We start from the raw sequence: 12,325 nt of genomic DNA on the forward strand, positions 1-12,325 counted from the left end.
GAGCACGCCTCGCTTGCCCTTACCGGCGTCGTACACGGCGGAGGCCACCAAGCCGTTGACCGCGGAGCGCCCTTCGCGCTTGGCGACCGCCTTCAGACCCTTGACGCGAAGAAGCTCCTCGGCCTTGGCCGCGTCTCCGTCAGCCTCCTCGAGGGCCTTCTTGACGTCCATCATGCCGGCGCCGGTCTTCTCACGCAGAGCCTTGATGTCTGCGGCGCTGTAATTGGCCATTCTTGCTCCTCTTTCTCAGTCTTGTTTCTCAGTCCTGCTTGGCTTCGTCCGCCGAATCGGCCGACGGGGCCGAATCCGGAGAATCGGGGGAATCAGGCGAGTCGGGAGAATCGGGCGAATCCGGAGATTCGGCCTTCGCCTCTTCGGGCTTTTCCTCCGCGGCGCCGGCGAGGATCTCGCGCTCCCACTCGGGCATGGGCTCGGCGGCCTCGGCGCCGGAGACGCCTCCGCCGCGGGAAACAAGGCCTTCGGCGACGGCGTCGGCGACTACGCGGGTGAGCAGGCCCACGGATCCGATGGAATCGTCGTTGCCTGGAATCGGGTAAGTCACCTCGTCGGGGTCGCAATTCGTGTCGAGGATGGCGACGACGGGGATGTCGAGCTTCTTTGCCTCTGCGACGGCGAGGTGCTCCTTCTTCGTGTCGACGACCCAGACGGCGGAGGGCACGCGAGCCATGTCGCGAATGCCGCCGAGGGTGCGCTCGAGCTTGTCCTTCTCACGGCGCATCATGAGGAGCTCTTTCTTTGTGCGGCCGGAGGATGCGACGTCGTCGAAGTCGATCTGCTCGAGCTCGCGAAGACGCTGGAGGCGCTTGGCCACCGTAGAGAAATTGGTCAGCATGCCGCCGAGCCAACGCTGGTTGACGTAGGGCATGCCCACGCGCTCGGCCTGCTCCCGGACGGCTTCCTGCGCCTGCTTCTTAGTGCCGATGAAAAGGATTGTTCCGCCGTGGGCGACGGTCTGCTTGACGAAGTCGAAGGTGCGGTCGATGTCGACGAGCGTCTTCTGAAGGTCGATGATGTAAATCGAATTGCGCTCGGTGAGGATGTAGCGCTTCATCTTGGGGTTCCACCGGCGGGTCTGGTGCCCGAAGTGGACGCCGGCTTCAAGCAGCTGGCGCATGCTAACGACTGCCATGGTCGTCCTTTCTCAGTGCGCAAAAGCGCGTTTCGGTTCTTGCTCGCCGCGGGGTCGCGGTTCGCCCTGGCGCTCGCCGTGCTCCGGGAGCCACGTGTGGCACCGCCCCGGAGACGTTGTGCGCGAGCGCGCGAATTTTGCCCAGCTGACGCCGGGCACCCCACCAGTGTAGTCGATCGCGGCCTCGTTTGCCTCGCGACGGCGAGGGACCGGCCTGCACGCGCCGTTTTTCGCCGGTGCGCGGGCGAGACTCTTGCCGGTCCACAAACCGAGACTCGTCGCCCGGTCCACAGGCGCGGCAGCGCTCGGGCCTGTCCGAAGCATTCATGGCCCGACTGTCGCCCGGTCCACAGGGGCGGCAGACGCAGGCGCCGTTCACAGCCCCTATCGACGCCCGTCCCTTTTCCGTTTTTAGTTCGGACAATCGGGGCATGAAAGCGATATCAGCACTCATCGGCATAGCTTCTCTGATATTTTCAGGGTTCCTTGGAGCCTCAAGCCCTCAAGGGCAGGCGACGGAACACAGGCCTTTCGCGGCGACATTCGCCGAGTTCGCCGGTCCGCCCGGGTCGGCTGCGCCGCGCGAATTGACTGCCCGGCGAGTTTCGCCTCCGCCTGCCCGGGCGTCCCGGGCGCCGCAGCACAGCCAAACGCCACGGCACAGCCGCGAGACAAGCCTCGAGAACGGCCGCTCTCGAACCGGCGAGGCCTTCCGCCTTCGCCGAGGCGCGGTCAAAGGCTTCTTCGTGTGGCCGACTGGCGTCAAGACGGCGGTTGTACGCCCTTTCGACCCTCCCGCACTCAAATGGCTGAGCGGCCATCGCGGAGTCGACCTTGACGCGCCGGAGGGCGCCACGGTCGTCTCAGCGGGCGCGGGAACCGTCGTTTTCGCCGGAAAGGTCGCCGATAAGGACGTCGTGTCGATCGATCACGGCGGCCTGCGAACAACTTACGAACCCGTCCGCCCTTCCGTCTCCGCAGGCGACAAGGTCAAAGCGGGAGACCCAATAGGAGTGCTCGAGGCCGGGCACTGCCTCCCGGCCTCTTGCCTCCACTGGGGAGCGCGCATCGGAAAGGACCGCTACATCGATCCCCTTTCCCTCCTTTACCCCGCGATTCGCCTCCTCAAATGACTCGGCAGTCCTCCTTCCTGGACGAAGGGAGTGCACGCGCGGGACTGTCCCGCCGACGCAGCCCTCACGCCGCAGAAACCCGTTCACGGCCGCAGCCTTCTTACTGCCGCGCCCCTCTTACTGCCACAGCCCTCCCGGAGCGAAGACGTCGTCGACGATCTCCTCGAACCATCCCAGTTCGCGGGCCACGTCGAGGACCGTGTAACGCGAGCGGTAGTACATTGCACGCGGGAACGCAGCGCGGACGTCTTCGGGCGTCAGCCCGATATCGCTCGGAACGCTTGGCGCACCGGCGGAAGCCAACGCCAGTTGGAGTTCTTTGGCAGACATCAGCTGGCCCGCCAGTCTCGCACGAAGCTGTGGCCAGGCTCGAACCAGTTTTTCGAGGCGAGCGCGAATTCCTGCGGCGTCGACGTACTTCTCGCGCGTTTCGTTTATCCCCTTGTCGATGAGCGGGCCGGACATGACACGGCGTATGTCCGCCTCGACCTCGCCCCACGAGGGCCACCTCGAAACCGCCGCGTCGATGTCCAAGCCCGCGACGTCGCGCTCGAGGAACTTCTCGTAGAAGCCGACCATGGCCAGCGTGCCTATCGCCACCTTGAATCCGTGGCTGAGCGGAGGGTCGAGTTCCGATCCCAAATGGTCGAGTTCCCAAAGGTGGCTGAAGTAGTGTTCCGCGCCGGATGCGGGGCGTGTGCCCTGCGCGACCTGCATCGCCAAACCGGAAAGGACGAGGCCCTCGCACAGACCTTCGTAGGCTTCCGGCACTCCGGCGGCAAGCTCCGCCGGGCGCGACAGCGCCCCGCGGACGCCGGTTTGGACGAGCTCCCACGCCAAGGGATGGATGGGATCGACCCCGACCGCGTCCGCCAGCATCCAATCCGCGCCGGCGGGAATCTTCGCCGAAAGGTCTCCGTACCCTGAGGAAGCCATGGGCCGCGGGGCCGCTGCTGCGACGTCGAGGTCGAAGACGACGACGCGCGGCGCGGGACACGGCATCGTGATCTTCACCCCGTCCTTGGTCATCGGCGCCCCGAAGCCCGTGTATCCGTCCATCGAGGCCGCAGTTGCGACCACTGCGTAGGGCCGGTCCAGCGCGCCGGAGGCGAGCTTCGACAGGTCGTTGAGAGTGCCCGAGCTGAGTGCGACCGCAAGCGCGTCCGTCTCGCGAAGCCTCTCCCGGATTTCCTCGCAATGGTCGTAGGAGGCGTAAAGAGTGGGAGATCCGGGGTAGACCATCGGCTCCGCGAGGTCGGCGCCCGCTTCGCGAAGCGACCTTTCGACGTCGGCCCCGGCGGCTTTCCACGTGCGCTCGTCGGCGACGAGCAGCGCTTTGCGCCCCCCTTCGAGCAGCCCGTCGCGAATGATCGTCCCCGAGGATGCCAGGACTCCCCTTCCAACCTCGACGGTTTTGGTGTGGCTTGCATTCTCAAGCCCTTTTTCCACGAGTTCCGCGGTCATCGTTCCTCTCTTTCATTGCTTTTGCTTTCGTTGTCGGGCGAACGCGGCGTTGTCAGGCAATCGGGCCGTTTTCCGGCGATCGCGGTCTTTGCCCGCTTCCCCGCGCTCCGGCCTAAAGGCCGCCGTCGCCGAGCATCGTGGTGAAATCGGCCAGCCCCGTGGTGTCGCCGTCGACGGTTCCGCTGATCCGGGCCTTGGCCTCGTCCTTTTGCCCCTCGGCTCCTGCCCTGTGGGATTTCTCCGCGCGATCGGCCGTCCGGTGCTGAATGTCGCGAACGGCGGGGAACAGCGCGGCGTACTCGTCGACCCAGTACCGGTACTCTTCGTGGCGTGCGGGATCGGGTTTGATCACGGCGCTGTAGTGGACCATCGCGTCGGCCGCCTCTTGGAGGTCGGCGAATCTGCCGGCGGCCAAGGCGCCCATCATCGCCGAGCCCAGGGTCGGGGCGTCTTGAATCTCCGTGACCGTGATTTCGAGTCCGGTGACGTCGGCGTGCATTTTCAGCCATTCCGGGCTCGAGAGCGCTCCGCCGCACGCCGTGATCGCGCGGGGCTCGTAGCCTGCGGCGCGCATCGTCCGCAGATTGAGCTCGAGCCCGTAGCACGTGGCTTCCTGAATCGCGTGGTAGATGTGCTCGCGCCCGTGGCTGAGCGTCAGCCCGGTGATGGTTCCGCGCGCCTTGGCGTCGGTGTAGGGGCTGCGGTTTCCCTGGAAGTATTCGAGGACGAGGACGCCGTCGGACCCCGGAGGGATGTCTTTGGACGCTTCGTTCAGCACTTCGTAAGGGGAGGGACCCCCGTTTTTGGCCGCCTCCACGAGGTCTTTCGCGGAGTTCTCGAGGAACCAGCGGATCACCGACCCCGTCGAGGCCTGGGAGGCCTCGATCGTGTACTGCCCCCGAACGAGGGCGTCCGTGTGCGCGCCGAACATTCCCGCGCCGTAGAGCGGAATGGCGCTTTGGGCGAGAAGGCAGTTGCTCGAACCGGTGATAAGCGCCATGCGCCCGGGGGCGAGCACGTTCATTCCGATCATTCCCGCCTCGGCGTCGATCCCTCCTTGGGCCACGGGGGTGCCCGCGACGAGGCCGAGCTCCTCCGCGGCCTCGGGTGAGAGGGTTCCCAGCGGCTCGCCCATTGCGTTGACCTGGGTGGGCATCTTGTCCATAAGGTCGCCCACCCCCAGCCGCTCGTAAAACTCGACCGGGAAGCCTCCGTGGTCGTTGTTGTGGTACATCTTCAGCGAGGCCGAGCACAGGTTGACGGCGGGGCGTCCGGTCAGCCGCAGCCCCATCCAATCGGGGGCGTCGAGTATCCACACGGAGCGCGCCCACACGTCAGGCTCGTTTTCCTTGAGCCACATCGCCTTGAAAACGAACCATTCGGCGGACGCCGGATCTTTGCCTTCCCCGTTGTACAGGCGCGCCCAGTGGTCGATCTCCGATGCTCTGCCCGCCTGTTCGCTGGCGCGCACATCGGCCCACATGATCGCGTTTCTCAAGGGCCTTTCGGCGTCGTCAAGGGCGACAAGCGTGGCCGACGTCGCGTCAAAGCCGATGCCCGCGATCTGAGCGGGGTCGATCCCCGAACGCGTCAGCGCGGCCCGGGTGGAGGCGACCAGCGCCCGCCACCATTCGTCGACGTCCTGCTCCACCCAGCTCGGATGGGGGTGAATCGACGTCACGGGGGTGTTGTGGAAAGCAAACGGCCTTCCACGGTCATCGAAAAGTCCCACTCGGCATCCGCCCGTGCCGAGGTCGATACCCATGTAGACCTGGGTCATAGTGTCGCTCCTCATCGATCGACTTGTACGTGCTTTCCCAGTTTTTCAAGTGTTCGCACGGCGGTCAATTCTCCCGACGTCGAACTCAGGCCCCGGGGTGTGCGCGGCCCGATGCCCGAAGACGCACGTGACTCAAGTCCGGCGCGCACGTGGCTCAAGCCTGGCGCCCACGTGGCTCAAGCCCGAGGGTGCGCCTGGGCGAAGGCCGCTCGCAGGCGTTCGGAGCTGACGTGCGTGTATCGCTGGGTGGTTCCGAGCGACGCGTGGCCGAGTATCTCCTGGACGGTGCGCAGATCCGAGCCGCCGTCCAGAAGATGCGTGGCCGCGGAATGCCGCAGATCGTGGGGCGATATGTCGGGAACACCCGCGCTCGCTGCGAGCCGGTGGATCGACTGGCGGAGCGTGCGCGGATCGAGCCGCCCGCCTCGCGCTCCGAGGAACAACGCCCTGTTGGGACGCACAAGGAGCTGCGCCCTCGCCGGAAGATACGCGGTGAGGGCGCGCCTGGCGGGGACGCCGAAGGGGACGATTCTTTCTTTGTCTCCTTTGCCTATGACTCGCAATGTCGAATCCACGCCGAGCGAATCGACGTCCAATGAGCACAGTTCGCTGATGCGAATTCCGGAGGCGTACAGGAGTTCGACGGCGGCGTGGTCGCGAAGCGCGAGCGGATCGCCCGAGGCCGCCAGGCGTCCGGCGTGCTCCGCGAGCCGGCGAGCCTGCTCCTGATTGAGCACGCGCGGCAAGGCATTATCTGCGCGCGGGGCTTTGAGCCGGGCGGCGGCGTCGACGTCGGTGTGGCCCTTTCGCTGCAGCCATCGGCAGAACGTGCGGATCGCGGCTGAATGCCGCGCCAGGGTGGATCGCGAGCACCCCTTCGCCTGACTGTGGGCGAGCCACGCACGGACGTCTGCGAGTTCAAGTCCGTGCAGGTCCATGGGCTCTTCGACGTCGCCGCCCGCGATCTCCCATATGAACTCCAGGAGGGAGCGCGCCTCACGGACGTAGGCGATGACCGTGTTCTCCGAGAGCCCCCTGCGCAGCCTGAGCTCACGCTCGTAGGCGTCCAACGTTTCCTCGATCCGCACACGTCAAGGGTAAGTTATCGGCCTTTTCGAGCCAGCTTCCACAGCCCGGCGTTGCGCGCGGCAATCCCCTGCCTTTCGAGCCTCCCCAGCCCAGTCAGAGCCTCCGTCACAGAGACTCCGGCCACCGCCGCGATCTTTTCCACCGGCGCCCCGCGGGAAACCGGCAGCGCCTCGCATACGCGGGACGCCAAAGGGTCAAGCACGTCGAGGGCGAGCTGCCTCTCGGTTTGCGATCCTCCCGGGGGCGGCGGCTCTCCCGGCCCGGGTTGCCTGCCAGGCTTCGCTTCCATTCCCATGAGTTCGAGGACCTCGCAGGTCTGCGTCACGCAGGCGGCCCCTTCTCTGAGCAGCCGGTGGCATCCAGAGGATCTGGGGGAAGTGACCGGGCCCGGGAACGCTCCGACGGGGCGTCCGATCGTCATGGCGTGGTGGGCCGTGGATATCGCTCCGGATCGAAAGGGCGCTTCGACGACGACTACGGCTCGCGAGAGCGCCGCTATGATTCGATTGCGAGAAAGGAAGCGATGCTTGTGCGGGGCGGCCCCCGGCGGCGCCTCGGAGCAGACTGCCCCTCCGCGCCGCAGAATCTCAAGGTACAGGTCAGCGTGGGAGGCCGGATAGTACCTGTCGACGCCGCAGGCCGAAACGGCGACTGTGTATCCGTCGGCGGCAAGCGCGCCCCTGTGCGCGGCGACGTCGATGCCGAACGCCCCTCCCGAAACGACGTTGACGCCCGAATCGGCAAGCTCGTATGCGACGTCGGTCGCGATTTTCACGCCGTACGGGGAGGAATCGCGCGATCCGACGACGGCCGCGCCCGCCCTGGCAAGCACCTTGCCGTCGCCTCGGAACCACAGGCCGAGCGGCCGGGTGTCGCCTAGATCGTCGAGGGCGGCGGGCCACAGCGGGTCGCCTGGCATGACGAAGCCCATGGCGCCGTCCGATTCGGCGACGCCCGGGCCGAGGGCGGCAAGCCGCGTCTTCCATCGGGCCTTGGCCTTCGCCAAGCCGCGTCCCGCGCCGTCCCCGCATCCGGCGACGGTCCAATGCTCGGCGAAGCCCCCGAGCCCGGCGACGCTTCCGGACTCGGCGCCTTTTCCTGCTTGCGCAATGTTTCGGGATTCCGCAATGCTGCCTTCCGCCACCCATTCGAGCGCCCGCGCGTAGCCCATCTCTCGGACCAGCGCCACAGCGTACGCGTCCTCCCCCTCCGCGATTCGCGTCCAAGCCATAGCGGCCGCGCGCTCCTCGTGTCCGCCCGGCAGTTCGTTTTCACACTGCTCCTCCATTCGGTTCGAGTCCTCGCCTTGGCCGCGGCAAGCCTTTTCGTCGCCGCAGCCTTTCCCGCCACGGCAAACCTCTTCGTCGCCGCAGGCTTTTCCACCGCGGCGAGCCTTCCCGTCCCGCTCTGCATTTCCGCCGCGGTCAGTACGTTCCATGGAAGCCGTTCCTCTCTCTCAAGGTGAAGGCGCAATCGACGTCGTCGCGCGCGGGCGCGGACCTGCCCGAAAGGTCGGCCAGGGTCCAAGAAATCCGCAAGATCTTGTCGACCGCCCGCATCGACGTCTCCCCCGAAGCGAGCATGGAATCCAGCTCCCTTGCGCTTTCTCTGGAAAGCGGGGTGTTTCGCCGCAGCCACGAGCCGCTCACTTGGGCGTTGGCGGTCCACGGGGTCGAACCAAGCCGGACCCGCTGGCGCAGGCGGGCTTCGGCCACCCGCTCGGCGACGACGGCGCTCGACTCACCCGCGCCGGCCTTCGCCAAATCGGCCCGAGAAAGCCTCGGGGCAACGACGTTGATGTCGAAGCGATCGAGTATCGGCCCTCCGATTCGGCGGAAATAGTCGCGGCGGTCCCGCACGGAACAGGTGCATTTGCCCGGCGCATCCAGGTAGTTGCCGCATTTGCACGGGTTGGCGGCCCCGATCAGCTGAAAACGAGCCGGATAGGTGACGACGGCACGCGCCCGATGGATCTCGATCCTTCCGGTTTCCATGGGCTCCCTCAGGGTTTGGAGGCTGTGGGTGGAAAATTCGGGCATTTCGTCGAGGTAAAGCACGCCGCGATGGGCCCGGGAGGCGGCCCCCGGCTTTGGGATCGCCCCTCCGCCGATGAGCGCGGCGGCACTGGTCGAATGGTGAGGGCTGGCGAAGGGAGGGGTGTAGCTCAACCGCCCGTCGAACTCCCCTGCGGCTGAAGCTATCGCAGCGACCTCGACGGCTTCATGCATGTCGAGTTTCGGCAGGATGCCGGGCAAACGCGCGGCGAGCATCGACTTGCCGACGCCGGGCGCCCCCGTCACGAGCATGTGGTGCCCGCCCGCTGCGGCGACTTCGAGCGCGTGGCGAGCCTGTGCTTGCCCACGGACGTCCGCGAGGTCGGGGCAGGCAGCCGGGGCCTCCGTTTCGCTCAGGCCCGGCGGCGAGGGCGCATCGGGAACCGGACCGCACGGGATTCTCATGGCTTCCGCGAGCTGGGCGAGGTGGAACACCTCCTTGACCTTGACCCCTGCCAGTTCCGCTTCTTTCCCGCATCCGAGGGGCACGGCCATTGCGGCGTCCTCGTCCGCCGCAGCCAAAGCCGCCGGCAGTATTCCGCGCACGGCGCGCACCGACCCGTCCAAGCCGAGCTCGCCCATGACGTACCGTTGCCCAATCTCGCGTCCGCCCATTGCCGCGAGGATCGCCACCGCTATGCCGAGGTCGAACGCCGTGCCGCTTTTCGGCGTGTCCGCAGGCGAAAGGTTGATCGTCAGGCGCGTTTGAGGGAAGCCGATTCCAGCTGAGGCGAAGGCGGCTCGAATCCGTTCGCGAGATTCGGACACAGCGGCGTCGGGAAGCCCGACGATCGTGACCGCGGGAAGGCCGTGGAGAAGCACGGCCTCAATCCGCACCGGCCTTCCTTCGATTCCGACGACGGCCATGGCGTGCGCCGTTCCCACCCTCATGAGATGTCCCGCAGATGCCGAATCAGCCACGATCCGTTGTTTTCAACCGTGATCGCCACGAGGTCGAGGCAAACCCGCTCGCAGCGCGTCCCGGTCTCCTGCAGCCACATGCCTGTGAGCTTCCTCAGCCTGGCCAGCTTTGCCTGGGTAATCGCCTCGATCGATCCAACGCTCACTTCGGCGTTGCGGGTTTTCACCTCCACCGCGACGACGGCTTTCCTCTGCGGGCAGGCGGTGACGAGGTCGAGCTCGCCCGCGCGGCGCCTCCAGTTGCGCGCTAAAACGACGTAGCCGTATGCCTGAAGGTACCTCGCGGCGAGCTCTTCGCCCCATTTTCCGAGTTCCTGGTTTCCCAGAGGCTCCGACATCTCCGGAGCGACGAAATCCACCGTCGCGCTCATACTCGTATCCATGGGCCCAGTCTTGCCGAAGGCGGCTGTGCGCCGCCCAGCTGTCAGACGATCTGTGGATACGGGCTACGCTATCCCCGTCTGTGGGCCAGTACGCTCACCAATAATGGCGACGCACGGGGAACAGTTTAATTGCAGCCCCACCTTCAAATGCGGCGTCCGCATAAATGCGATCCCCGTCAAATGCGACGTCCGCACCGGAGACGACTACTTTTTAACAGAGCCGCGTCTCCTTTAGCGAAGCCGCCTCGCCCGGACGACGACGTCGCGCATCTCCACAGCGCTCCCGCCGCGGGCGGTCGCCGTCCGCACGTTCTGGCGCGCCGTCTCGATCATCCAATCGCCGCCGTCGAAAAGCCCGGCGACGTGCTCCAAGGAGACGGTCGTCCCCTCGGGGGCCTCGTCTCCAGACATCACGCCGGATCCGTGCAAGTGTCCGACGACGAGCAGCGTGCCGTCGGGGGCGACCCACCTGGAAATCCTTCGGTAGAAGTCGATCTGGCTGCCCGGCGGGTGGGCGTACGAGGTCATGACAAGATCCCAGCGTTCGTCGGGCTCCCAAGCCATGAGGTCCGCTTCGACCCACCGCACCGCCGGTCCCAGCCCGGCGGACTCCGCCCGCCTGCGCGCCTTGGCGAGGGCGGCGGGGCTTATGTCGGCTCCGGTGACGTCCCACCCTTGTTCTGCGAGCCAAACGGCTTCGGCCCCGGCGCCGCATCCCGCGTCGAGCGCGGTCCCGCACCCCAAACCGCTCGTCTCAGCGACGACGTAGGGGTTCGCGACCTCGCCGACAGCGTCCTCGCCGAGGCTCTGCCAATGCTCTTCCCAGTAGCGGCCGTCCAGCGGCCGGTTCTCGTGGGGGCTCAAATCGTCTCCTTCGTTGCACACTGCCGCACCCCAACCGACACTCTGCCGTTCCCAAACGTCACAACCGTCGCCCGCGAACTGACGTCCTGCCGCCCCGCGAACTCAATGAAGACGGCGCGGTCCGCCCGCCCGTGAATCATGCGGCAAACCCGCGGGCCGGCCGTGCGTCAAGCCTGCCGCGCGTCACCCGTGCGGCAGGTCTAGCTCGCGGGTGATGTCGGCCTTGTTGAGCTCTTCGACGTTGACGTCCTTGAAGGTCACGATGCGCACGGATCGGATGAAGCGGCTCGTGCGGTAGATGTCCCACACCCACGCGTCGGAAAGGTTGACTTCGAAGAACACTTCCCCGCCGGAGGACGCGCGCACGCGCACATCGACGTCGTTGGCGAGGTAGAAGCGGCGCTCGGTCTCCACGACGTACCGGAAGATGTTGATGACGTCGCGGTATTCACGGTAGAGCGCGAGCTCGGCGTCGGCCTCGTAGTTCTCGATCTCGCTCATCGGTGTCCTTCCCTCACGCCGGGCAGATGCCACGACTTCCTGTGATGGTCGCTCGGTCCGAGCCTCGCCAGCCCCTCGATGTGAGAAGGGCTCGCGTAGCCTTTGTTCCTCGCCCAATCGTAGCCCGGAAAACGCCCGTCGAGAACGACCATAAGTCCGTCGCGTTCCACCTTTGCGGCGACCGACGCCGCGGCGATCACGGCGCACCTTGCGTCGCCCTTCACCTCCATCCGGACGGGGATCTGCGGGAGGAGAGGATCGACGTCGAACAGCGAATCCTCGGCCCACCAGTTGTGCTTTCCGTCGAGCAGCACGGCCGACGGCATCGCCGACAGTCCGTTCAGCGCCTCCTTGGCGGCGTGGCGCAGCGCGGCGACGATCCCGACGTCGTCGATGAGGTCCGGCCCCGCATGCCCGACGGCGACGTCCACCGCCCATTCCCGCACCAGGGGGGCCATGCGCTCGCGCGCAGCCGGGCTCATTGCCTTGGAATCCCGCAGCCCTTCGGGGAAGTCGCCTGTGGAGGCGTCGATGAGTGCGATTCCGACGCTCACGGGCCCCGCGAGGGATCCCCGCCCCACCTCATCGACTCCGGCTATCAGCGCACCGGCCGGAAGGGAGCGGAGGACGTCGATTTCGACCTCGCGGCTCGGCGCACGCCCGTCCGCCGGTTTCCGCAAACGCCCGCCTGTCTGCTTTCGCGAAGGCTCGTTCGCGCCTTTCCGGGCGCGGCTATCTGTTTGCGCACGCCCGCCTTCGGGCGCGGATTCGCCTTCTCTTTTGGGCCCGCGTCCGCCGGTCCGGCCGGTCACGGGACGCCCGCGAAAACTTTCGATGCGTCGTCTATGGAGCCGAACCTCGAGAACGGGTAGAAGATCGCCCACGCCCGTCCGGCCACATTGTCGACGGGAACGAAGCCTCCGTTCCTTTCGCCGATGTGGTAGCGCGAATCTCGCGAGTTGGAGCGGTTGTCGCCCCTCACCCCG

General features: G+C 66.6%; 12 protein-coding genes and 1 pseudogene. 1 reads left to right on the forward strand and 12 read right to left on the reverse strand.

What is annotated here, in order from left to right; genetic code table 11:
* Together ACO48X_RS07470 and rpsB are read right to left on the reverse strand one after the other, a co-directional pair.
* A pseudogene (locus ACO48X_RS07470) lies at window positions 1-231 on the reverse strand (translation elongation factor Ts); the annotation flags it as partial.
* A 28-nt stretch (window positions 232-259) separates the two neighbouring features.
* Window positions 260-1,150, reverse strand: a complete 891-nt coding sequence (gene rpsB, locus ACO48X_RS07475; protein WP_485001461.1) for a 30S ribosomal protein S2 — start codon at window positions 1,148-1,150, stop codon at window positions 260-262.
* Between the two features lie 746 nt (window positions 1,151-1,896).
* Here rpsB and ACO48X_RS07480 point away from each other — a divergent pair.
* Entirely contained in the window at window positions 1,897-2,283 is a 387-nt protein-coding gene (locus ACO48X_RS07480) for a M23 family metallopeptidase (protein ID WP_485001462.1), read from the forward strand.
* A 117-nt stretch (window positions 2,284-2,400) separates the two neighbouring features.
* Here ACO48X_RS07480 and ACO48X_RS07485 read toward each other — a convergent pair whose 3' ends face one another.
* The 10 genes from ACO48X_RS07485 to ACO48X_RS07530 form a co-directional block, all read right to left on the reverse strand.
* The gene (locus ACO48X_RS07485; RefSeq protein ID WP_485001463.1) at window positions 2,401-3,747 is read right to left on the reverse strand and encodes a sn-glycerol-1-phosphate dehydrogenase; all 1,347 of its coding nucleotides are present in this window, start codon (window positions 3,745-3,747) and stop codon (window positions 2,401-2,403) included.
* A gap of 112 nt (window positions 3,748-3,859) precedes the next feature.
* Window positions 3,860-5,542, reverse strand: coding sequence for an FGGY-family carbohydrate kinase (locus tag ACO48X_RS07490; RefSeq protein WP_485001464.1), 1,683 nt, complete (start codon window positions 5,540-5,542; stop codon window positions 3,860-3,862).
* Window positions 5,543-5,703: 161 nt separating this feature from the next.
* Window positions 5,704-6,615, reverse strand: a complete 912-nt coding sequence (locus tag ACO48X_RS07495) for a tyrosine recombinase XerC (protein ID WP_485001465.1) — start codon at window positions 6,613-6,615, stop codon at window positions 5,704-5,706.
* A 14-nt stretch (window positions 6,616-6,629) separates the two neighbouring features.
* Window positions 6,630-8,054 (reverse strand): DNA-processing protein DprA, encoded by a 1,425-nt coding sequence (gene dprA / locus ACO48X_RS07500; RefSeq protein WP_485001466.1) that lies wholly within the window; start codon window positions 8,052-8,054, stop codon window positions 6,630-6,632.
* Entirely contained in the window at window positions 8,041-9,591 is a 1,551-nt protein-coding gene (locus tag ACO48X_RS07505; RefSeq protein ID WP_485001467.1) for a YifB family Mg chelatase-like AAA ATPase, read from the reverse strand. The genes dprA and ACO48X_RS07505 overlap by 14 nt, the downstream gene beginning before the upstream one ends.
* Window positions 9,558-9,974 carry a YraN family protein gene (locus ACO48X_RS07510; RefSeq protein WP_485001468.1) on the reverse strand — a complete coding sequence of 139 codons (417 nt, stop codon included), beginning with the start codon at window positions 9,972-9,974 and terminating at the stop codon, window positions 9,558-9,560. The genes ACO48X_RS07505 and ACO48X_RS07510 overlap by 34 nt, the downstream gene beginning before the upstream one ends.
* 231 nt (window positions 9,975-10,205) lie before the next feature.
* Complete coding sequence (locus ACO48X_RS07515; RefSeq protein WP_485001469.1) at window positions 10,206-10,838, reverse strand: SAM-dependent methyltransferase; 633 nt, start codon at window positions 10,836-10,838, stop codon at window positions 10,206-10,208.
* 183 nt (window positions 10,839-11,021) lie between these two features.
* Window positions 11,022-11,339 carry a DUF2469 domain-containing protein gene (locus ACO48X_RS07520; RefSeq protein ID WP_009199887.1) on the reverse strand — a complete coding sequence of 106 codons (318 nt, stop codon included), beginning with the start codon at window positions 11,337-11,339 and terminating at the stop codon, window positions 11,022-11,024.
* Window positions 11,336-12,019, reverse strand: coding sequence for a ribonuclease HII (locus ACO48X_RS07525; RefSeq protein WP_485001470.1), 684 nt, complete (start codon window positions 12,017-12,019; stop codon window positions 11,336-11,338). Before ACO48X_RS07525 ends, ACO48X_RS07520 begins: the two co-directional genes overlap by 4 nt.
* A 128-nt stretch (window positions 12,020-12,147) precedes the next feature.
* The gene (locus ACO48X_RS07530; protein WP_485001472.1) at window positions 12,148-12,321 is read right to left on the reverse strand and encodes a S26 family signal peptidase; all 174 of its coding nucleotides are present in this window, start codon (window positions 12,319-12,321) and stop codon (window positions 12,148-12,150) included.
* Window positions 12,322-12,325 lie beyond the last annotated feature (4 nt).

It is taken from the genome of Peptidiphaga sp. (assembly GCF_057238965.1).

What these genes read in the sequence shown, in the direction of transcription:
- rpsB (WP_485001461.1), bottom strand. Translation starts at nt 1,150, where the DNA reads ATGGCAGTCGTTAGCATGCGCCAGCTGCTTGAAGCCGGCGTCCACTTC.
- ACO48X_RS07485 (WP_485001463.1), bottom strand. Translation starts at nt 3,747, where the DNA reads ATGACCGCGGAACTCGTGGAAAAAGGGCTTGAGAATGCAAGCCACACC.
- ACO48X_RS07490 (WP_485001464.1), bottom strand. Translation starts at nt 5,542, where the DNA reads ATGAGGAGCGACACTATGACCCAGGTCTACATGGGTATCGACCTCGGC.
- dprA (WP_485001466.1), bottom strand. Translation starts at nt 8,054, where the DNA reads ATGGAACGTACTGACCGCGGCGGAAATGCAGAGCGGGACGGGAAGGCT.
- ACO48X_RS07510 (WP_485001468.1), bottom strand. Translation starts at nt 9,974, where the DNA reads ATGGATACGAGTATGAGCGCGACGGTGGATTTCGTCGCTCCGGAGATG.
- ACO48X_RS07520 (WP_009199887.1), bottom strand. Translation starts at nt 11,339, where the DNA reads ATGAGCGAGATCGAGAACTACGAGGCCGACGCCGAGCTCGCGCTCTAC.